Origin of the sequence: Plantactinospora sp. WMMB334 (assembly GCF_049179095.1) — a bacterium.
Taxonomy (GTDB): Bacteria; Actinomycetota; Actinomycetes; order Mycobacteriales; family Micromonosporaceae; genus Plantactinospora.
This window is the reverse complement of sequence record NZ_JBMHME010000002.1, coordinates 4,103,273-4,121,959: the sequence shown is the minus strand read 5'-3', so window position 1 is coordinate 4,121,959 and position 18,687 is coordinate 4,103,273. Positions and strand designations below refer to the sequence as shown.

Here is an 18,687-nt window from a genome sequence, read left to right as displayed (position 1 = left end):
CGGCCGCGAACCGGACGGAGGCGCCGGCCATGGCGACACTCAACCAACTCGTGATCGGGGCGAGCATCGGAGCGGTGCTGCTCCTGATCGCGCTCGGTCTGACCTTCACCTTCGGCCAGATGGGCGTGATCAACATGGCCCACGGCGAGTTCATCATGGCCGGCGCCTACACCGCCTACCTCCTGCAACCGTTGGTCGGTACCCAGTCGGTGGTGGTCGCCCTGCCGGTGGCGTTCGGCGTCGCCGGGCTGATGGGGCTGATCCTGGAACGGCTGGCCATCCGGCACTTCTACGGAAGACCGCTGGACACCCTGCTGCTCACCTGGGGGATCAGCCTCATCCTGCAACAGGTCGCCCGGGACATCTTCGGCGCGCCCAACGTGCAGGTACGCGCACCGGGCTGGCTGACGGGCGGACTCGATCTCGGCGGCGTGCGGCTGCCGTACAACCGGGTCTTCATCATGGTGCTCGCGGTCGGCTGCGTGGTGGCGATCTGGCTCTACCTGACCCGGCTGCGGCACGGCCGCCGGATGCGCGCGGTGATGCAGAACCGGCAGCTCGCCGCGGTCAGCGGGGTGGCCACCGAACGGGTCGACCAGCTCACCTTCTTCATCGGATCCGGCCTGGCCGGGGTGGCCGGGGTGGCGCTCACCCTGATCGGCCCGGTCGGGCCGACCCTCGGCACCAACTACATCGTGGACGCGTTCCTGGTCGTCGTCGCCGGCGGACTCGGCCAGCTCCGGGGCGCGGTCATCGCCGCCTTCGCCCTCGGCATCCTGAACAGCTTCGTCGAATTCTGGGTCGACAACGGGGCCAGTTTCGCCAAGGTGGTGGTGTTCGCCGTGATCATCGCGTTCCTCCAGCTCCGTCCGCAGGGGATGTTCGTCGTCCGCAGCCGGGCGCTGTCATGACCGGGGCCGTCGCCACCGGGAACGGGCGGCCGGCGCGCGCCATGGCCGGCACGTCACGGCGGCGGTTGGCCGGGCCGGCGCTCTTCGTCGGGGCCGGCCTGCTGCTGCTCCTGGTCGCACCGGCGGTGCTCTCGCCGTTCCGGCTGGACCTGCTCGGCAAGTACCTCTGCTACGCCATCGTCGCGGTCGGAATCGGCCTGGCCTGGGGGCGGGGCGGCATGCTCACCCTCGGCCAGGGCGTCTTCTTCGGCCTCGGCGGCTACGCCATGGGGATGCACCTCAAGCTCCGCGAGGCGGGTCCCGGCGGGCTGCCGGACTTCATGGTCTGGAGCGGGGTGGAGAGCCTGCCGGCGCTCTGGCGGCCCTTCGCCAACCCGGTCTTCGCGCTCGCCATGGTGGTGGTGCTGCCGGTCACCGTCGCCGTCCTGCTCGGCCTGCTGGTCTTCCGGCAGCGGGTCCGGGGTGCGTACTTCGCGGTGCTCTCCCAGGCGCTGGCCGCCGCCTTCGTGATCCTGCTCGTCGGCCAGCAGGGGCTGACGGGTGGCACCAACGGGCTGACCAACTTCCAGATGTTCTACGGCCTCGACCTCTACCAGCCGGGCGACAAGCGCATCCTCTATCTGGTCGTGGTCGTCGTGCTCGGGGTGATGTTCCTGCTCGCCTGGCAGCTGAGCCGCAGCCGCTTCGGGCAGTTGCTGGTCGCCGTCCGCGACGGCGAGGACCGGGTGCGCTTCCTCGGCTACGAGCCGGCCCTGGTGAAGACCATCGCCTTCGCCGTCTCGGCCGGGATGGCCGGGGTCGCCGGTGCCCTCTTCGTGCCGATGGTCGGCCTGCTCAGCCCGGCCAACCTGGGCATCGTCGCCTCGCTGGAGCTGCTGATCGGGGTGGCGATCGGCGGCCGGTTCTCGCTGGCCGGGGCGGTCGGCGGGGCGCTGCTGGTCAACTACGCCAAAACGATCTTCAGCGAGGAGTCGGCGGACAACTGGATCTACCTCCAGGGCGCGATGTTCGTGGTGGTGATGATCTGGGCGCCGCGCGGCCTCGCCGGGCTCGCCGCCGACGCCCGGGCCGCGATCGCGCACCGGCGCCGCCGGACCGCGCCGGTTGCGGCCACGGCGACGACCCCACCGGGTACGCCGGTACCGGACGGCTCCGTCGACCGCGTCGGCCCGGCGGACGACCCCGATCCGGTGGACGTCACGGAACCGGTGGACGCCCCCGATCCGGTGGACGTCACGGAACCGGTGGACGCCCCCGATCCGGTGGAGCGGGCCGGGCCGGGGGTGCCGGCGGTGGCCGCCAAGCGGGGGGAGGAGTCGGCATGACCGAGCTGGTGCAGGTGCGCGGGCTCAACGTGGTCTTCTCCGGCTTCCGGGCGATCACCGACCTCGACCTCACCGTCGGCGCCGGGGAGCTGCGCTTCCTGATCGGGCCGAACGGGGCCGGCAAGACCACCCTGATCGACGTGATCACCGGCCTGACCAGACCGGCCTCCGGCTCGGTGCGGTTCGCCGGCGAGGAGATCGTCGGCCGGCGGGAACACCAGATCGTCCGGCTCGGCATCGGCCGTACCTTCCAGACCTCGGTGGTCTTCGAGCAGTTGACCGTCCTGGAGAACCTGGATCTCGCGGCGACGTTCCGGCGGCCGCTCGGCGCGCTGTTGCGCCGGCGGCGGGGGGTCGCCGACCAGGTGGCGCAGGCGCTGGACACCACCGGCCTGGCCGAGCTGGCCAACCGCCCGGCGGGAGTCCTCTCGCACGGGCAGCGGCAGTGGCTGGAGATCGGGATGCTGCTCGCCCAGCGACCCAGCCTGCTGTTGCTTGACGAGCCGGTCGCCGGGATGAGCCGGGACGAGCGGGCCCGGACCGGCGAGCTGCTCCGGCAGGTGGCCCGGGAGCACACCGTGGTGGTGGTCGAGCACGACATGGACTTCCTGCGCCGGTTCGCCAGCACCGTCACGGTGCTGCACGAGGGACGGCTGCTCTGCGAGGGGACGGTGGCCCAGGTGCAGGCCGATCCCCGGGTGCAGGAGGTCTATCTCGGCCGGACCCGCAAGGAGAGTGCCGACCTGGTCAAGGAGGCGTCGTGATGCTGAGCGTGCAGGGCCTGGACGTGGCGTACGGGCGGGCGCAGGTGCTCTTCGGGGTGGACCTGTCGGCACCGGCCGGCTCCCTGGTCTGCGTGATGGGGCGCAACGGGGTGGGCAAGACGACCCTGCTGAAGGCGATCATGGGCGTCCTGCCGGTCCGGGCCGGCCGGATCCACTTCGCCGGGGAGGAGATCACCGGGCTGAAGACGCACGAGCGGGTGCGTCGCGGGCTCGGCTACGTGCCGCCCGGTCACGAGACCTTTCCGCAGCTCACCGTCGGGGAGAACCTCCAGGTGGCGGCGGAGGCGGCCGGCGAGGTCAGCCGGGGCGCGGTGGACGAGGCGTTCGACCTGTTCCCGGCGCTGCCGGCACTGCGCGGACGCCGGGCCGGCTTCCTCTCCGGCGGCCAGCAACAGCAGCTCGCCATCGCCCGCGCCCTGGTCAGCCGTCCGAAGATGCTGCTGCTGGACGAGCCGACCGAGGGCATCCAGCCGTCGATCATCCTGGAGATCGAGGAGGCGATCCAGCGGCTGCACAAGGAACTCGGGCTCGCCATCCTGCTGGTCGAGCAGTACCTGGAGCTGGCGCTCCGGCTCGCCGACCAGTTCGTGATCCTGGACGCGGGGGAGGTGGTCCGGGCCGGTGACCGGGCCGACCTGCGCGATCCGTCGGTCCACTCGCTCCTCTCGGTGTAGTCGGGCGGGGCGCGGGACAGCCGGCGGATCGCGTGTCCGGTATGCCGCTCCTTTCGCGCTGGCGGGGCCGGGCGCGGCCCCGCACTACACTCCGGTGAATGGTCGACCCGGCCTGGACCGGCCGGCCGCTCTGGACCTGGAGCCCCGCCGGTCGGCAACCACGACCGCTGTCGGCGCGGCCCGGCCCCTACCAGCCCGTGCCGGCCTGGGTCACCGCGTTGACCGGCTTCACCGACGACCGGACCGGCCGGCCGCGCGCGCTGGTCACCAGCTATGCCGGGGCTCGGGTGGTGCTCGACCTGCTCGGCGGCGACCTGGCCGGCGCCGTGGACGACCGGGCGCACGCGCGGGTCTCCGCGATCACCCGGATCGACGGCGAGCAGTTGATCGTCTCGGGGGCCGGAGCGGGCTACCTCCAGGTCAGCGACCTCGACAGTGGACGGTCCCGGTGGCGACAGTGGTGCGGCGACGTACGATCGCTGGCCACCGTCATGCTGGCCGGCCGCCCGCTGGCGGTGCTGACCGGCGGGTCGCCGCACCTGGAGATCTGGTCGCTCGACATCGAGTCGGGCGTACGACTGCGCACGCTGCGTACCGGCGGCGAGCGGATCAGCGTGCTGGCCGCGACCGGGGTGGGGGAGAGCGCCGTGCTGGCGGTCGGCACCAGCGGCGGGCGGCTTCCGCTCTGGCGACTGGAGTGGGCGGAGGGCGACGAGATCCGGGCCGAGCCGCTCGGCGAGCCCGCCTTCGAGGTCTCCGGTCTGGTCACGGCGGTCGACTTTGCGGTCTGGCGGGGCCGACCGATCCTGCTCGGCGCCGCCGGACGGGTGGCCCGGGCCTGGGATCCGGTCGACGGGCAACCGCTCGGTCCACCGTTCGTCGCGCACACCGGCGAGGTCAACTCCGTCGTGCAGGGCTGGCTCGACGACCGGCCGGTGCTCTGGAGCGGTGACGACGCGACAGTGCGGGCGTGGACGCCGGAGAGCGGGCGGCAACTGGCGGCGTTCCGCTACCCGTACGAGGCGGCGCCGACCCGGACGATCGCGGTCGAGATCGCCGGCCGGCCGATGCTGGCCACCGGGGACGGGGCGGGCCTGGTCTGGGTCTGGGATCCCGAGCGGCCCTACCCGTTCCGGCCCGACCCGGCGCCGGTGACGTACCCGGCCGCACCGGATGCCGGAGGCGCCGACCAGGCAGGTCCGTCCGCTGTCGCCGGGCCGACCGGGCGCCTCGCCGTCGCCGGACCGCCCACCGGGCCGGTGCTGCTCGCCGGGCCGGTGCGCGGGCTGGCCGGACCGTTGGCCGGGCCGGTGCGTGGGTTCACCGGCTCGGTCGCCGGATCGGTGCGTGGGTTCGCCGGCCCGGTCGCCGGGCCGGTGCGCGGGTTCGATCCGGTGACCGGGGTCGAGGTCGGGCTGCCTCTCGACGGGGTCCCCGACGGTGCGGCGCTGGTGGCGGGGACCGCACCGTTGCTGGCCGCCTCCGAAGCGGAGCACCTGGCGCTCTGGGATCCGACCAGCGGGAAGCGGATCGGTGCGGTGCCGGTCGGCGCGGTGCCGGTGTGGTTCCGCAGAGGCGAGAACAAGCCGGTCGGCGCGACCGTGCACGCCGCCTCGGGGCTGGCCTCGGGCCGCCAGGTGTTGCTGGTGGCGGCCGGGACGACGCTGTTCCGGGTGGACCCCGCGACCGGCCGACCGGACGGCCCGGCGACCGGGCACCCGGCTCCGATCCGGGCGGTGTCGACCGGCGAGCTGGTGGGCGTGCCGGTCGGGCTGACCGCCGCCGACGACGACGCCGTCCGGCTCTGGGAACTCGACGACCGGGAAGCGCCCGGATGGCGGGTGCTGGACGGGCACGGCGGTGCCGCGTACGCCGTGCTGGCCGCGACGGTCGAGGGGCGTGGGCTGGTGTTCGGGGCGGGCCGCAACGGGCAGGTCCGCTCCGTCGACGTGACCGACCTGCTCCGTTCGCGGCGCGCCGGAGCCCGCCCCGGTCAGGCCGATCGGCCGCTCGACGAGCTGCTGCCGGAGCCGGCCGTGGTGCTGACCGCCACCGGCCCGGTGCGCTCGCTCGCCGTCGTCACCGCCGGCCGGACCAGCTGGCTGGTGGCGGCCGACGGGAGCGTGCTGCGGTGGCAGCCCCTCGGGCACCCCGGGACACCCGGCCAGACGATCGACCTGGGCGCCCCGGTGACGGACCTCGTGGCGCTGCCGGAGCTGCTGGCCGTGGCGGTCGGAGACGGTCTGCTCGGCTACCGGCCTCCGCCGGACCCGACCCGATCTCCCGGCAGGCTCCCGCGGTTCACGCCGGGCGGCGGCGGTTACCAGCCGAAGCCGGCGTCGTAGGAGATCCCGGCCAGCACCCGCTGCCCGGCGGCGTTCGGGTGGAAGTAGTCCCAGCCGGAGAGCTGGCCCAGCGTGAACGGATAGCTGAAGACGGTGTTGCCGTCGAAGAGGCAGTTCGACCCGTACGCGGCGCAGGCCTGGGCGAGCTGCGTGTTGTAGTCGACCACCCGCTGGCGTACCCGGCTGCGCCGGTCGACGTCGGCCTGGGCGTTGGAGGTCGGGTTGGCCAGCATGGACTGGCAGATCCCGAAGAGCGACCACGCCGCCCGGGCGGCGAGGTTGCCCCGCCCGACCGACCAGAGCCGCTGGATGTCGGGCACGCTGATCACGAACACCCGGGCCTCCGGCAGCCCGGAGCGCAGCCGGTTGAGCGCGGCGTCGATGTTGCTCCGGAACGTGCTCACCGGCGTCATGCCCGACTCGGAGCTGGTGCAGGCGTCGTTGGCGCCGATCAGCATCGTCACGTAGCCGACGCCCTGTGAGACGGCGGTGCCGGCCTGACCGGCCATGTCCGCGGACGTGGCGCCGGAGCGTCCGTCGTTGTGGTTGCGCCCGCTGATCGCCGGATTCGCCGTACGGATGCGCAGGTAGTGGCTGTTCACCTCGGCGTCGTCGCCGGTGCTGAACGAGCGGGACGGGCAGTCGACGTACCAGCCGCAGGCGTTGAAGCCCCGGGTGATCGAGTCACCCAGGCTGGCCATCGAGGCGGGCGGTGGGCCGGGGTCGGCGTGTGCGGGGGTGGCGACGAGTCCGATCGAGGTGACGAGGATCGCGGCGGTGAGGACGGCGGCGGTGAGGAGGGTGGCGAGGGCGTCGGTGGGGGTGCGGCGGGTAGCGGACATGGCGGCCTCCGGATCGCGGTTGCCTGGGTCTGCTGGGGGTGTGAGGAGATCGTATAGACCACCTTGAGTCTTCACAACGGATGTGACCATAAGGCGAACGCCCGGTTGCAGGCGATATGTTTGGTCTCTTGTTCACGATCTCAAATGTATGAATACTCGGTGACGATGTGCCGGCTCGGCGCAGATACCTCCAAACCCCCCAATGGGAGGCAGCACATGCGACCCACAAGGTCTTCGATCCGCCTTGTCGCGATCGCGTCAGCGACCGGGGCACTTGTCGCCGGCATGCTGATCGGCGTACCCGCGCAGGCTGCTCCGGTCGCGTCGCCGGAGGCCGCGACGGCGCTCTCCGAGCGGCTGGGCGCCCGGTCCGCCGGCACCTACCTGGACGCGAGCGGCAAGATGGTGGTGACCGTGACCGACGAGGCGGCGGCCCGCCAGGTCCGGGCGTCCGGGGCGGTGGCCCGGATCGTGGCCCGCGGCTCCACCGAACTGTCGCAGGTGACCGCCGAGCTGGACCGTACCGCCAGGATCCCCGGCACCGCGTGGTACGTCGACCCGATGACCAACCAGGTCGCCGTCGACGTGGACAGCACGGTCACCGGTGCCAAGCTGGCCAGGATCAAGGCCGTCACCGCCCGGTTCGGCGGCGCGGTGCGCATCCAGTCGATCCCCGGCACGCTGAGCACCACCATCTCCGGCGGCCACGCGATCTACACCGGCGGCAGCCGCTGCTCGCTCGGCTTCAACGTGCGCAGCGGCAGCACCTACTACTTCCTCACCGCCGGCCACTGCACCAACGCCGGGGCGAACTGGTCCAACAGCTCGGGCGGTTCGGTGATCGGCACCCGGGCCGGCAGCAGCTTCCCCGGCAACGACTACGGCATCGTCCGTTACGCCAGCGGCATCGCCCAGCAGCCCGGCGACGTCTACCTCTACAGCGGCTACCGGGACATCACCGGGGCGGCCAACCCGAGCGTCAACCAGTCCGTGCAGCGCAGCGGCAGCACCACCGGGCTGCGCAGCGGCCGGGTGACCGCGCTCAACGCCACCGTCAACTACTCGGGCAGCGGCACCGTCTCGGGGCTGATCCGGACCACCGTCTGCGCCCAGCCGGGCGACAGCGGCGGCCCGCTCTTCGCCGGCAGCACGGCCCTCGGCCTGACCTCGGGCGGCAGCGGCAACTGCACCTCCGGCGGCACGACCTACTTCCAGCCGGTCGTCGAGGCGCTCAACGCGTACGGCGTGAGCATCTACTGATCGGGCCGACCGGGTGACGGCCGCGCGCCGGTAGCCCGGTGCACCGAAACGTCCACCGCACCGTGATGCCAGGGAGTCGTCATGACGACTCCCTGGCATCACGCCGATCCGGAGACGTGCCGGCCGGCGGCGGCCGTGCCCCGGCGCGGGCCGGTGAGGACCACGACGAGCGGCCAGAGCGCCTCCAGGCCGGCCGTGACCCGTTCGGCCAGTCCCGCCGTCGGGCCGTCCGGCAGCTGCAGCGCGAGCCACAACCCCGACCCGAGCAGCACGGCGCTGGCGGCGAACGCCACCGGAAGCCGGAGCGGCCAGGGCCGTCCGCCGCGGCGGACGGGAGGGCGCGACCGGGGTCGTTCGGCACGACGGCCCGGAAGGTGCGACCGAGGTCGGCCGGTGCGGCGACCGGGACGGTGCGACCAGCGGAGTGCGGCCACGCTCGGCCACGTCGCGAGGGCGACGAACGCGATCACGGCGGCGATCCCGTGCACGGGTGGGGTGACCGAGTCGACCTTCGGGACCAGCGCCACGACGACGGTCGCCACACCGCCGCCGCCGTGGACCAGCCGGCCGGCGAGCGGCACGAAGCGCAGGCCGACGGCGGTCACCAGGTGCGCCACGCCGAGTCCGGCGAGGCAGATGACCAGGATCAGCCGGTCGATCACGCCGTACGAGGAGAGTTGGCTGATGGTGTCCGCGACCGGGTCGTACCCCGGTGGTTGGCGTACCGCCGCCAGGCTCCAGCCGACGGCGAGCAGCACCGGCGCCGCCACCGAGGAGAGCACTCCCCACCAGGGCACCGCAGGCATGGCATCACCCTACGTGCCGGCGCGGACACGCTGGTTCAGCTCTCCGTAATGACACCTCGCCGGCCGCTACGCCGGCCGGGACAGGGGAACACGAACAGCTACAGACCGGTGAGGAGCGGCAGGGCGAGCGGGAGCAGTCACGCCAGTTGCGGCTCGGTGCGGCAGGCTTCTCGATTCGTGACCGGTTTCCGTCGTCCGGCACTCGCCCCCGGCCCGCCGGTCGGCCCCGACAGCCGGTCCAGGTGCCTGCGGACGGCCCGCGGGTCGGTGCCGACGGCGCTGATCAGCACCGCCGGACCGCCGGCCAGCGGCAGCACGGCCGCCGCGACCCCCGGGACTCCGGCGGCCTCCGGGCTCACCGGCCCGGCTGTCGCGGCCCCGGCCGTCGCGGTGTGGGCTGTCGCGGTGTGGGCGCCGGGTGGATCGACCAGTAGGAGGGTGCCGGCCGCGCCGGCACCGTCGAGCACCGCCGGCCCCGACCAGCCGGAAGCGCGGGGCCCGATCGCGACATCGCTGCGGAGCAGGGTACGCCCGGCGTACCGCACCGAGGTGGTGATCCGCACGTCGCCCGGGGACTCGGCGTGCCGGCCGCAGACCAGCTCCTCCCGCCAGCGCAGTTCCGCCCCCTCGGCCAGCTCGATCCGGCTGGTCGTGACGTGGTCGCAGCCGGCCGCCCCGATCAGCGGTTCGGGCAGCCAACGCAGTGAACCGCCGGAGCCGACCCGGGCGGTCACCGCGAGCCGGGACCGGCCACCGGCCGGGCCGGGCAGCGCCAGCGAGGCGGCGACGCTGCGTACGCAGAGCCGCGCACCGGGGCCGACCTCGATGTCGAGCCGGAGGTCGTCGCCGCCGAGCGGGCCGGCCGCCCCGCCGACCAGGTGCAGGTGCAGCTCGCCGTCGGGACCGGGATGTCCGGTACGCCGCAGCAGCAGCGGCGGGTCGCCGCGCAGCACCGCCAGTCGGGTACCCCGGGCCGGGTCCGCCTCGACCACGATCCGGGCCTCGGCGCGCATCAGGCGCTCGGCCTCGCCGGCAGGAGAGCCCGGATCCAGGCCGCCACCTCGGTCGCCTTCGGGTCCTCGACCAGGGAGAGGAAGACGGTGGGCAGCTCGCCGCGGCGGGCGGCCGCGTCCCGGGCCATCACCGACAGGTCGGCGCCGACCAGCGGAGCCAGATCCGTCTTGTTGACCACGAGCAGGTCCGCCGAGGTGACGCCGGGACCGCCCTTGCGGGGGACCTTGTCCCCGCCGGCCACGTCCACCACGAAGATCTGCCGGTCCACCAGACCCCGGCTGAAGGTGGCGGTCAGGTTGTCGCCACCGCTCTCCACCAGCACCAGGTCGAGCGGGCCCAGGGTCGCCGCCAGCTCCTCCACCGCGTCCAGGTTGGCGGAGATGTCGTCCCGGATCGCGGTGTGCGGGCAGCACCCGGTCTCCACCGCACGGATCCGCTCGGCCGGCAGCACCCCGTTGCGGAGCAGGAAGTCGGCGTCCTCGGTGGTGTAGATGTCGTTGGTCACCACGGCGAGCCGGAGCTCGTCGCCGAGTGCCCGGCACAGCGCGGCGACCAGCGCGGTCTTGCCCGAGCCGACCGGGCCGCCGATGCCGACCCGCACCGGACGGGGCCCGTCGCCGGCACCGGCGGCCAGCGGCGGGTGCGGGTCGATCCCCGGCTCGGGATGCGTGTGCGGCACCTCGTCGTCGGAATGCGGGTGTGGCACCTCGCCGCCGACGCCGACGCCGACGTGCGGTTCGTGGCGTGTGCCGTGGAGTTCAGGACGCAAAGAGACGCACCTCCCAGCTCGCGTGGATCTCGGCACCGATCTCCAGCAGCGGTGCGGAGTCGGCGGGTAGCAGATCGACCGGCTCGTCGACGAGGGTCGCCGCCTCGGCACCGAGCCGGTCGCACTCGCCGGCCAGCCCGGCGACGATGGCGTGCACCGCGTACGGGTCGAGGCCGAGCAGGCGTACGGCGGCACTCGCCGGCCCACTGACCGCCCCGTACGCCCCGGCGACCGCCGCCTCGGCCGGGGCGAGCCCGGCCGCCGCTGCCACGACGCCGAGCGCGACCGGGTGGTGCCGGTCCCGGTGTGCCGGATCGACCGACCAGATCGCCCGGCCGGCCCGGAGCAGGGCGCGCCCCTGCACCCGGGACGCGCGGCGCAGCGCCGGGGAGGGGGTGCGGGCGTCCAGCCCCTCGTCGAGCGCGTCCAGCCGGAGCGGGTCGGCCGGTCCGGGTGACGATGCCGCGCAGGCGGCGGCGGTGAAGGTGGCGGTGACCCGGCCCGTGGTGCCGAGCCGGCCGCGCAGGAAACCGTCCAACCCGGCCAGGTCACGGAGCCGGCCGCTGGTCACCGCCGCCTCCAGCCCGCCCGAGTGGGCGTGCCCGCCGGCGGGCAGCCGGCCGTCGGCGAGGACGAGCAGGGTGGCCAGCGCGGTCATGGTGGCACGTCAGAACAGGAAGTAGCGCTGGGCCATCGGCAACTCCATCGCCGGCTCCGGCTCGATGACGTCGCCGTCGATGCGTACGGTGAAGGTGTCCGGCTCGACCTCGATGCGCGGCAGGGCGTCGTTGCCCGGCAGGTCGGCCTTGCCCCGCGACCGGGTGTCGGCGACCGGTGCCAGCAGGCGGCGGATCCCGATCCGGTCGGCGAGCAGCGCGTCGATGGCGGCCGGGGAGACGAAGGCGAGGCTGGTCGCGGCCGGCACCGCGCCGTAGGCGCCGAACATCGGCCGGGGCAGCATCGGCTGCGGCGTCGGGATCGAGGCGTTCGCGTCACCCATCTGGGCGAGCGCGATCATGCCGCCCTTGAGCACCAGGTGCGGGCGTACCCCGAAGAAGGCCGGGTCCCAGAGGACCAGGTCGGCGAGCTTGCCCGGCTCGACCGAGCCGACCTCGGCGTCGATGCCGTGCGCGACGGCCGGGCAGATCGTGTACTTGGCGACGTAGCGGCGGGCCCGCATGTTGTCCGCGGCGCCGTCGCCGGGCAGCGCCCCGCGCCGGGCCTTCATCACGTGCGCGGTCTGCCAGGTGCGCAGGATCACCTCGCCGACCCGCCCCATCGCCTGCGCGTCAGAGCCGATCATCGAGATCGCGCCGAGGTCGTGCAGCACGTCCTCGGCGGCCATCGTGCTGGGCCGGATCCGGCTCTCCGCGAAGGCGAGGTCCTCCGGCACCGTCGGGTTGAGATGGTGGCAGACCATCAGCATGTCGAGGTGCTCGTCGAGGGTGTTCCGGGTGTACGGCCGGGTCGGGTTGGTCGACGAGGGCAGCACGTTCGGCTCGGCGGCGACCCGGATGATGTCCGGCGCGTGCCCGCCGCCCGCCCCCTCGGTGTGGTAGGCGTGGATCGACCGGCCGCCGATCGCCCGCAGCGTGTCCTCGACGAAACCGGCCTCGTTGAGCGTGTCGGTGTGGATCGCCACCTGCACCCCGGAGGCGTCGGCGACCCGCAGGCAGGCATCGATCGCGGCCGGGGTGGTGCCCCAGTCCTCGTGCAGCTTGAAGCCGCCGGCCCCGCCCCGAAGCTGCTCCCACATCGATTCTTCGCTGACCGTGTTGCCCTTGCCGAGCAGCAGCACGTTGACCGGCCAGGGGTCGAGCGCCTCCAGCATCCGGCCCAGATGCCAGGCGTTCGGGGTGACCGTGGTCGCCTTGGTCCCCTCGGCCGGGCCGGTGCCGCCGCCCATGATCGTGGTGACCCCGCTGGCCAGCGCGGTCTCCAGGACCTGCGGGCAGATCAGGTGTACGTGGCTGTCGATCGCACCGGCAGTGAGGATCCTGCCGTTGCCGGAGATGATCTCGGTGCCCGGCCCGATCACCAGGTCGGGATGGACCCCGTCCATGGTGTCCGGGTTGCCGGCCTTGCCGAGTGCCACGATCCGGCCGTCCCGGATCCCGACGTCGGCCTTGACCACGCCCCAGTGGTCGAGCACCAGCGCACCCGTGATCACCGTGTCGGGGGCGCCGTCGGCGCGGGTGGCGAGCGACTGCCCCATCGACTCGCGGATCACCTTGCCGCCGCCGAAGACCGCCTCGTCGCCGTAGCCGCAGCGGTCCTCCTCGACCTCGATCAGCAGGTTGGTGTCGGCGAGCCGGACCCGGTCACCGACGGTGGGGCCGTAGAGCGCGGCGTACCGGCGCCGGTCGATGCCGCTCACGCCCCCGCCTCCCCGGCGGCTGCCGGTCCGGCCTCCGGCTCCGCGGCCGCGGGGCCGGCCCTGGGGGCTTCCACCTCGTCGAGCGGGCCGGCGCATTCGCCGCGCAGCCCCGGGACCGTCCGGGTGCCGCCGAACGGCACCAGGTCGACGTCCCGGCCGATGCCCGGCTCGAACCGCACCGACGTGCCGGCCGGTACGGCGAGCCGGTGCCCCCAGGCCGCCGCCCGGTCGAACTCCAGCGCCGGGTTCGCCTCCGCGAAGTGGTAGTGCGAGCCGACCTGCACCGGCCGGTCGGCGGTGTTGACGACCGCCAGGGTGCGGACGGGTCGGCCGGGATTGATCGTCAGGTCGCCCTCTCCGGGCAGCAGTTCGCCGGGGATCACGCCCGCTCCCGTCATGGGATCGGCTCGTGTACGGTCACCAGCTTCGTGCCGTCGGGGAAGGTCGCCTCCACCTGCACCTCCGCGATCATCTCCGGGACACCGTCGAGTACGTCGTCGCGACCGAGCACGTTGCGTCCGGTCTCCATCAGCTCGGAGACGGTACGCCCGTCCCGGGCGCTCTCCAGCAGGAACGCCGTGATCACGGCGACCGCTTCCGGATGGTTGAGCCGGAGCCCGCGCTCACGTCGGCGCCACGCGAGATCGGCCGCGACATGGACCATCAGCCGTTCTTGCTCGTGACGGGTGAGGAACATCTACACCTCCGCAGCGGGCGAGGACTCAGCGGATCGTGTCAGTCAGAGATTTCGATGAGGTTACGACCGCCGCGTGCCGCCCCGACCCGCCGGGACCATTCCTTCTCCGCCCGCGCCGCTCGATCGATGCGAATCTTGATTGGAAATTGCTGTTCCCGCGACAACAGGTCGTCAAGATTGCCGGGATTTCCGTGCGGCGGGCCGGGATGGGCGGGTGTGTCCTTGATTTGTCTGGTTGGGGAAATGTCCCGTGGGTGGGACATCAGTAACATGAGTGACATCCGGGGTGACCGAGTCCGTCGATCACAGACCAGGCGGCCCGGCCGGCGGTAAGGGCAGTGAGCTGTACAGACCCGCGGGGCGGGCGGAGCGGCGTCGGGCGTGTACCTGTCGCGGTAGCCCGCCACCCCACGAGGTCTGTTCGGGAGAGACCCATGGTTCCACCGCTCGCACCGTTGACCCGATGGCCGGGACCGGACTCCACCGGAGTTCCGGCCGACGCCACCCTCACCCCGTCCGGCCCGCTGGAGCTGTACGAGGATGGTCAGGTCGTCACGGACCTGGACATCACCGGACGGGTGAGCGTGCACGCCAGGGACGTCACGATCCGCCGATCGAGGATCACCTCCGACGGCGTCACCTTTCCGATCCGCACCTTCTCGCCGGCGGCCAACCTGGTCGTCGAGGACGTCGAGATCGACGGCGGGGGAGCCGCTCCGGCGGGCGTCTGCTTCGACGACTACACGCTGCGCCGGGTCAACCTGCACCACGTGCAGGACGGGGCCTGGACAGGATCCCGGGTCACCGTCGTCGACTCGTGGATCCACGACCTGGCCCGGGTGCCCGACTCGCACAACGACTGCCTGCGGGTCACCGGTGCCGGCGACATCGTCATCCGGCACAACCGGCTGGACGCGTACCGGCCGGGTGTGGCGGACCCGATGAACTCCTGCCTCGCCCTCGGCCCGGCGGTGCACAACCTCCGCTTCGAGGACAACCTCTGCGACGGCGGTCTCTACAGCATCGGGGTCCACCCCGACCTGGCCGCCTCGGCGATCGTGTTCCGGGGCAACGTCTTCGGCCGGCGTTACCGGTTGGGCATCATCGCCCGCCCGGGGCAGCCGGGCATCCGCTGGGACCGCAGCAACGTGTGGTTCGACAGTGGAGAGCCGGTCCTGCCATGAGTGCGGACGGCACCGGCTCGCCTGCCGGCCCGAGCGGGCGACAGAGCCGGCAATGGAACACGCGACGGAGCCGGCAATGGAACACGCGGCAGAGCCGGCAGCGGAACACGCGGCAGAGCCGGCAGCGGAACGCGCAGTGGAACGTGCAGGCGAGGCCGGTCCGAATCGTCTCGGGTCGTCATCCGTTCGAGGTGACGTCGCTGGCCACCGCGCTGCTCTGCGGCGCGCTCCTGGTCGGGCTCGACAGTCGCCCCCGGTCGGTCGTCGTCGCCATGCCCGCCCTGCTGGAGCAGATCTGGGCCGTCGGCCTGATCGTCACCGGTCTCGCCGGGCTGGCCGGAATCGGCTGGCGGGGCCATTTCGCCACCGGCCTGGGGGTGGAGCTCGGCGCGTTGCTGGGACTCGGCGCCGTGACCGGGATGTACGCCATTGCCCTCTTCGTCGTCTCCGGTGCGGGGGCGTTGGCGGCCGGCCTGTTCCTCACCGCCGTGGCCGTCGCCTCCTGGTGGCGCTGTCTCCAGATCGCCCGTTTCCTCTACCACCTGGCCCGGCTGGACCTGCGGTCCGACGGCGTCGAGGGCCGGCGGCCCGACAGTGTCGAGGTACCGATACCGACGGAAGGAGGATCCGATGATCGCCTCGGCGCCTCCTGACTCGGGTCCACCCTGGGTGCAGATCCTGCTCTCCGCGATCGGCATCCTCGGCGGTGGTGGCGGAATCGCGTCGGTCGCCGCCGTCCTGTCGCAGCGGCGCCGGTTCCGGGCGGACGCCGCGGAAGTACTCACCGACACCGCGCTCGCCCTGATCCAGCCGCTCAAGCTCCGGGTCGCGGAGCTGGAGGCGGAGACCGTGGTGGCCCGGCAGCAGGTGGAGACGGCGACCCGCGAGGTCTCCGAACTGCGGATGGCGGTACGGGAGGCGACCGTGATGATCCGGCGCTGGCGGTCGGCGATCCTCGCCCCGGACGCCACACTCGGTCAGCTCCGCACCCTCGTCGCCAACACCAGGCCCTGGTACGACGACATCGACCAGGGCTGACGCGGTCGCTTCACCCCACCGGCGATCACCGCACGCCGACGGGGCGGAACTGCACGCTGACCCGGGGGCCGGCCGGTCGGGAGGTCTTCGGGACGGCGTGTTCCCAGGTGCGCTGGCAGGAGCCGCCCATCACCACCAGGTCGCCGTGTCCGAGCGGGAAGCGCAGGCTCGGCCCACCGCCGCGCGGACGCAGCAGCAGCGGCCGGGCCGAGCCGAAGGAGACGATCGCGACCATGGTGTCCTCGCGGGCCGACCGGCCGATGGTGTCGCCGTGCCAGGCGACGCTGTCCCGGCCGTCGCGGTAGAGGCACATCCCGGCGGTGACGAAGGGCTCGCCCAACTCCGCGGCGTAGTGCCGGCTGAGCCGCTGCCGGGCCGTGTCCAGCAGCGGGTGGGGGAGTGGCGCGTCGCCCGGGTACCAGCGGAGCAGCCGGGGGACGTCGACCACGCCGTCGTACATCCGGCGGCGCTCGGCCTGCCAGTCGACCTCGTCGAGCAGCGTGCGCAGCACGGCGTCGGAGCCGCGGACCCAGCCCGGCAGGTGGTCGACCCAGGCACCGGAGCTCAGCTCGTGCCGTCGCAGCGCTCCGGCGAGCGGACCGAGGCCGGCACCGTCCCCGGCGATCCCGTCGCCCGAGGCGAGATCCAGCATCGAGGGCTGGTAGGCGCCGCTGGTCATCCGGCCATGGTAGCCGCGCGGTCGAACGCACGTACGACAGGCGCCCGCGTCGACGGGTGGGTCGCCGGGCGGTCCGGGCCGTCCTGACAGAATGTCGGGGCAGCAGCCCGGACCGCCCGGAGCAGACGTGAGGAGACACCTGTCGTGATCCGTACCCAGAACGCCGGCACCCTGCGCGCGGCAGACGCCGGCCGCACGGTCACCCTCGCCGGTTGGGTCGCCCGCCGACGGGACCACGGCGGAGTCATCTTCGTCGACCTGCGGGACGCCTCCGGCGTGGTGCAGGTGGTGTTCCGGGAGGGAATGGAGTCGGCGCACGCGCTGCGCAACGAGTTCTGCATCCAGGTGACCGGCGAGGTGACCCGGCGCCCCGAGGGGAACGACAACCCCGAGCTGGCCACCGGCGAGATCGAGGTCACGGTCAACCGGCTGGAGATCCTCTCCGAGGCCGCGCCGCTGCCGCTGCCGGTGGACGACCAGGTCGAGGCCGGCGACGACGTACGCCTCAGGTACCGCTACCTGGACCTGCGCCGCAGCGGCCCGGCCCGGGCGATGCGGCTCCGCTCGCACGCCAGCCAGCTCGCCCGGGGCGTGCTGCACGCCCGCGACTTCCTGGAGATCGAGACGCCGACCCTGACCCGGTCGACGCCGGAGGGCGCCCGCGACTTCCTGGTGCCGGTACGCCTGCAGCCCGGCACCTGGTACGCCCTGCCGCAGTCCCCGCAGCTCTTCAAGCAGTTGCTGATGGTCGGCGGGATGGAGCGGTATTACCAGATCGCCCGCTGCTACCGGGACGAGGACTTCCGGGCCGACCGGCAGCCCGAGTTCACCCAGCTCGACATCGAGATGTCGTTCGTCACCCAGGACGACGTGATCGACCTCGGCGAGGAGATCGTCACCACGCTCTGGCGGGAGCTGGCCGGGCACGAGATCAGCCGGCCCATTCCCCGGATCACCTGGCACGACGCCATGGACCGGTACGGCTCCGACAAGCCCGACCTGCGCTTCGGGGTCGAGCTGACCGAGCTGACCGACTATCTGCGCGGCACCGCCTTCCGGGTCTTCGCCGGGGCGATCGACGCGGGCGGCTACGTCGGTGCCGTGGTGATGCCGGGCGGCGCCGGGCAGACCCGCAAGGAGCTCGACGGCTGGCAGGACTGGGCCAAGGCGCGTGGCGCCCGGGGCCTGGCGTACGTGGTGCTGGACGCCGAGTCCGGCGAGGCCCGGGGACCGGTGGCCAAGAACCTCTCCGCCGAGCACCTCGCCGGGCTGGCCGACGCCGTCGGCGCCAAGCCGGGGGACGCGGTCTTCTTCGCGGCGAGCACGGACCGGCGGGAGGCGCAGGAACTGCTCGGCGCGGCCCGGATCGAGATCGCCCGCCGGGCCGGCCTGATCGACGAGAGCGCCTGGGCGTTCTGCTGGGTGGTCGACGCGCCGATGTTCGAGCCTGCCCCCGACCAGGAGAACGGCCGGGCGGGCGGTTGGACCGCCGTGCACCACCCCTTCACCTCGCCGAACGCCGAGTGGACGGAGCGGTTCGAGGAGGCACCCGACCGGGCACTGGCATACGCGTACGACATCGTCTGCAACGGCAACGAGATCGGTGGCGGCTCGATCCGTATCCACCGGGCCGACGTACAGCGCCGGGTCTTCGAACTGCTCGGAATCGGTCCGGAGGAGGCGGCCGACAAGTTCGGCTTCCTGCTGGAGGCGTTCAAGTACGGCCCTCCGCCGCACGGCGGGATCGCCTTCGGCTGGGACCGGGTCTGCATGCTGCTGGCCGGCGCCGAGTCGATCCGCGAGGTCATCGCCTTCCCGAAGACCCGGGGCGGATTCGACCCGCTGACGAGCGCACCGACGCCGATCACCGCGCAGCAGCGGGCCGAGGCGGGCATCGATGCCAAGCCGAAGCCGGCGGCACCGGCACACGGCGGCACCGCCGGAGTGGCAGCCCCGGTCGAACCCTCCTGAGGCGTGTCGT

At 73.1% G+C, this 18,687-nt stretch carries 19 protein-coding genes; 10 read left to right on the top strand and 9 right to left on the bottom strand.

Annotated elements, in window-relative coordinates; translation table 11 throughout:
• The first annotated feature begins 29 nt into the window (after window positions 1–29).
• From urtB to ACN27G_RS17620, 5 genes are all read left to right on the top strand, one after another.
• Window positions 30–911, top strand: coding sequence for an urea ABC transporter permease subunit UrtB (gene urtB, locus ACN27G_RS17640; protein ID WP_421493897.1), 882 nt, complete (start codon window positions 30–32; stop codon window positions 909–911).
• Window positions 908–2,236 (top strand): urea ABC transporter permease subunit UrtC, encoded by a 1,329-nt coding sequence (gene urtC / locus ACN27G_RS17635; RefSeq protein ID WP_421493896.1) that lies wholly within the window; start codon window positions 908–910, stop codon window positions 2,234–2,236. Before urtB ends, urtC begins: the two co-directional genes overlap by 4 nt.
• On the top strand, window positions 2,233–3,000 hold the full coding sequence (gene urtD / locus ACN27G_RS17630) for an urea ABC transporter ATP-binding protein UrtD (protein WP_421493895.1): 768 nt from the start codon (window positions 2,233–2,235) through the stop codon (window positions 2,998–3,000). The genes urtC and urtD overlap by 4 nt, the downstream gene beginning before the upstream one ends.
• Complete coding sequence (gene urtE, locus ACN27G_RS17625; protein ID WP_421493894.1) at window positions 3,000–3,695, top strand: urea ABC transporter ATP-binding subunit UrtE; 696 nt, start codon at window positions 3,000–3,002, stop codon at window positions 3,693–3,695. Before urtD ends, urtE begins: the two co-directional genes overlap by 1 nt.
• Before the next feature lie 98 nt (window positions 3,696–3,793).
• Complete coding sequence (locus ACN27G_RS17620; RefSeq protein WP_421493893.1) at window positions 3,794–6,040, top strand: hypothetical protein; 2,247 nt, start codon at window positions 3,794–3,796, stop codon at window positions 6,038–6,040.
• On the opposite strand, the gene ACN27G_RS17615 is transcribed toward ACN27G_RS17620, so the two are convergent.
• Window positions 6,016–6,882, bottom strand: coding sequence for a GDSL-type esterase/lipase family protein (locus ACN27G_RS17615; RefSeq protein WP_421493892.1), 867 nt, complete (start codon window positions 6,880–6,882; stop codon window positions 6,016–6,018). The genes ACN27G_RS17620 and ACN27G_RS17615 overlap by 25 nt on opposite strands.
• 216 nt (window positions 6,883–7,098) lie before the next feature.
• On the opposite strand from ACN27G_RS17615, the gene ACN27G_RS17610 reads away from it, so the two are divergent.
• Window positions 7,099–8,142 carry a S1 family peptidase gene (locus tag ACN27G_RS17610; RefSeq protein ID WP_421493891.1) on the top strand — a complete coding sequence of 348 codons (1,044 nt, stop codon included), beginning with the start codon at window positions 7,099–7,101 and terminating at the stop codon, window positions 8,140–8,142.
• Between the two features lie 98 nt (window positions 8,143–8,240).
• Here ACN27G_RS17610 and ACN27G_RS17605 read toward each other — a convergent pair whose 3' ends face one another.
• From ACN27G_RS17605 to ACN27G_RS17575, 7 genes are all read right to left on the bottom strand, one after another.
• Complete coding sequence (locus ACN27G_RS17605) at window positions 8,241–8,948, bottom strand: DUF998 domain-containing protein (protein ID WP_421493890.1); 708 nt, start codon at window positions 8,946–8,948, stop codon at window positions 8,241–8,243.
• Between the two features lie 137 nt (window positions 8,949–9,085).
• A complete protein-coding gene (locus ACN27G_RS17600) occupies window positions 9,086–9,961 on the bottom strand; it encodes an urease accessory protein UreD (RefSeq protein WP_421493889.1) in 876 nt (291 codons plus the stop codon).
• Window positions 9,961–10,614, bottom strand: a complete 654-nt coding sequence (gene ureG, locus ACN27G_RS17595; protein WP_421497356.1) for an urease accessory protein UreG — start codon at window positions 10,612–10,614, stop codon at window positions 9,961–9,963. Before ureG ends, ACN27G_RS17600 begins: the two co-directional genes overlap by 1 nt.
• 106 nt (window positions 10,615–10,720) lie before the next feature.
• A complete protein-coding gene (locus ACN27G_RS17590) occupies window positions 10,721–11,389 on the bottom strand; it encodes an urease accessory protein UreF (RefSeq protein ID WP_421493888.1) in 669 nt (222 codons plus the stop codon).
• 9 nt (window positions 11,390–11,398) lie between these two features.
• Window positions 11,399–13,108 carry an urease subunit alpha gene (locus ACN27G_RS17585; RefSeq protein WP_421493887.1) on the bottom strand — a complete coding sequence of 570 codons (1,710 nt, stop codon included), beginning with the start codon at window positions 13,106–13,108 and terminating at the stop codon, window positions 11,399–11,401.
• Window positions 13,105–13,491 (bottom strand): urease subunit beta, encoded by a 387-nt coding sequence (locus tag ACN27G_RS17580; RefSeq protein WP_421497355.1) that lies wholly within the window; start codon window positions 13,489–13,491, stop codon window positions 13,105–13,107. The genes ACN27G_RS17585 and ACN27G_RS17580 overlap by 4 nt, the downstream gene beginning before the upstream one ends.
• 11 nt (window positions 13,492–13,502) lie before the next feature.
• Entirely contained in the window at window positions 13,503–13,805 is a 303-nt protein-coding gene (locus tag ACN27G_RS17575) for an urease subunit gamma (RefSeq protein WP_421493886.1), read from the bottom strand.
• A 434-nt stretch (window positions 13,806–14,239) separates the two neighbouring features.
• Between ACN27G_RS17575 and ACN27G_RS17570 the strand changes: the two genes are divergently transcribed.
• From ACN27G_RS17570 to ACN27G_RS17560, 3 genes are all read left to right on the top strand, one after another.
• On the top strand, window positions 14,240–14,989 hold the full coding sequence (locus ACN27G_RS17570; RefSeq protein WP_421493885.1) for a hypothetical protein: 750 nt from the start codon (window positions 14,240–14,242) through the stop codon (window positions 14,987–14,989).
• A 191-nt stretch (window positions 14,990–15,180) separates the two neighbouring features.
• Window positions 15,181–15,642 carry a hypothetical protein gene (locus tag ACN27G_RS17565; RefSeq protein ID WP_421493884.1) on the top strand — a complete coding sequence of 154 codons (462 nt, stop codon included), beginning with the start codon at window positions 15,181–15,183 and terminating at the stop codon, window positions 15,640–15,642.
• Window positions 15,620–16,027, top strand: coding sequence for a hypothetical protein (locus tag ACN27G_RS17560; RefSeq protein ID WP_421493883.1), 408 nt, complete (start codon window positions 15,620–15,622; stop codon window positions 16,025–16,027). Before ACN27G_RS17565 ends, ACN27G_RS17560 begins: the two co-directional genes overlap by 23 nt.
• Window positions 16,028–16,052: 25 nt before the next feature.
• Here the strand turns inward: ACN27G_RS17560 and ACN27G_RS17555 are convergent, their stop codons facing one another.
• Window positions 16,053–16,706: an alpha-ketoglutarate-dependent dioxygenase AlkB gene (locus tag ACN27G_RS17555; protein WP_421493882.1), complete on the bottom strand. Its 654-nt coding sequence runs from the start codon at window positions 16,704–16,706 to the stop codon at window positions 16,053–16,055.
• Between the two features lie 144 nt (window positions 16,707–16,850).
• On the opposite strand from ACN27G_RS17555, the gene aspS reads away from it, so the two are divergent.
• Entirely contained in the window at window positions 16,851–18,677 is a 1,827-nt protein-coding gene (gene aspS, locus ACN27G_RS17550; RefSeq protein ID WP_421493881.1) for an aspartate--tRNA ligase, read from the top strand.
• The last annotated feature ends 10 nt before the right edge of the window (window positions 18,678–18,687 follow it).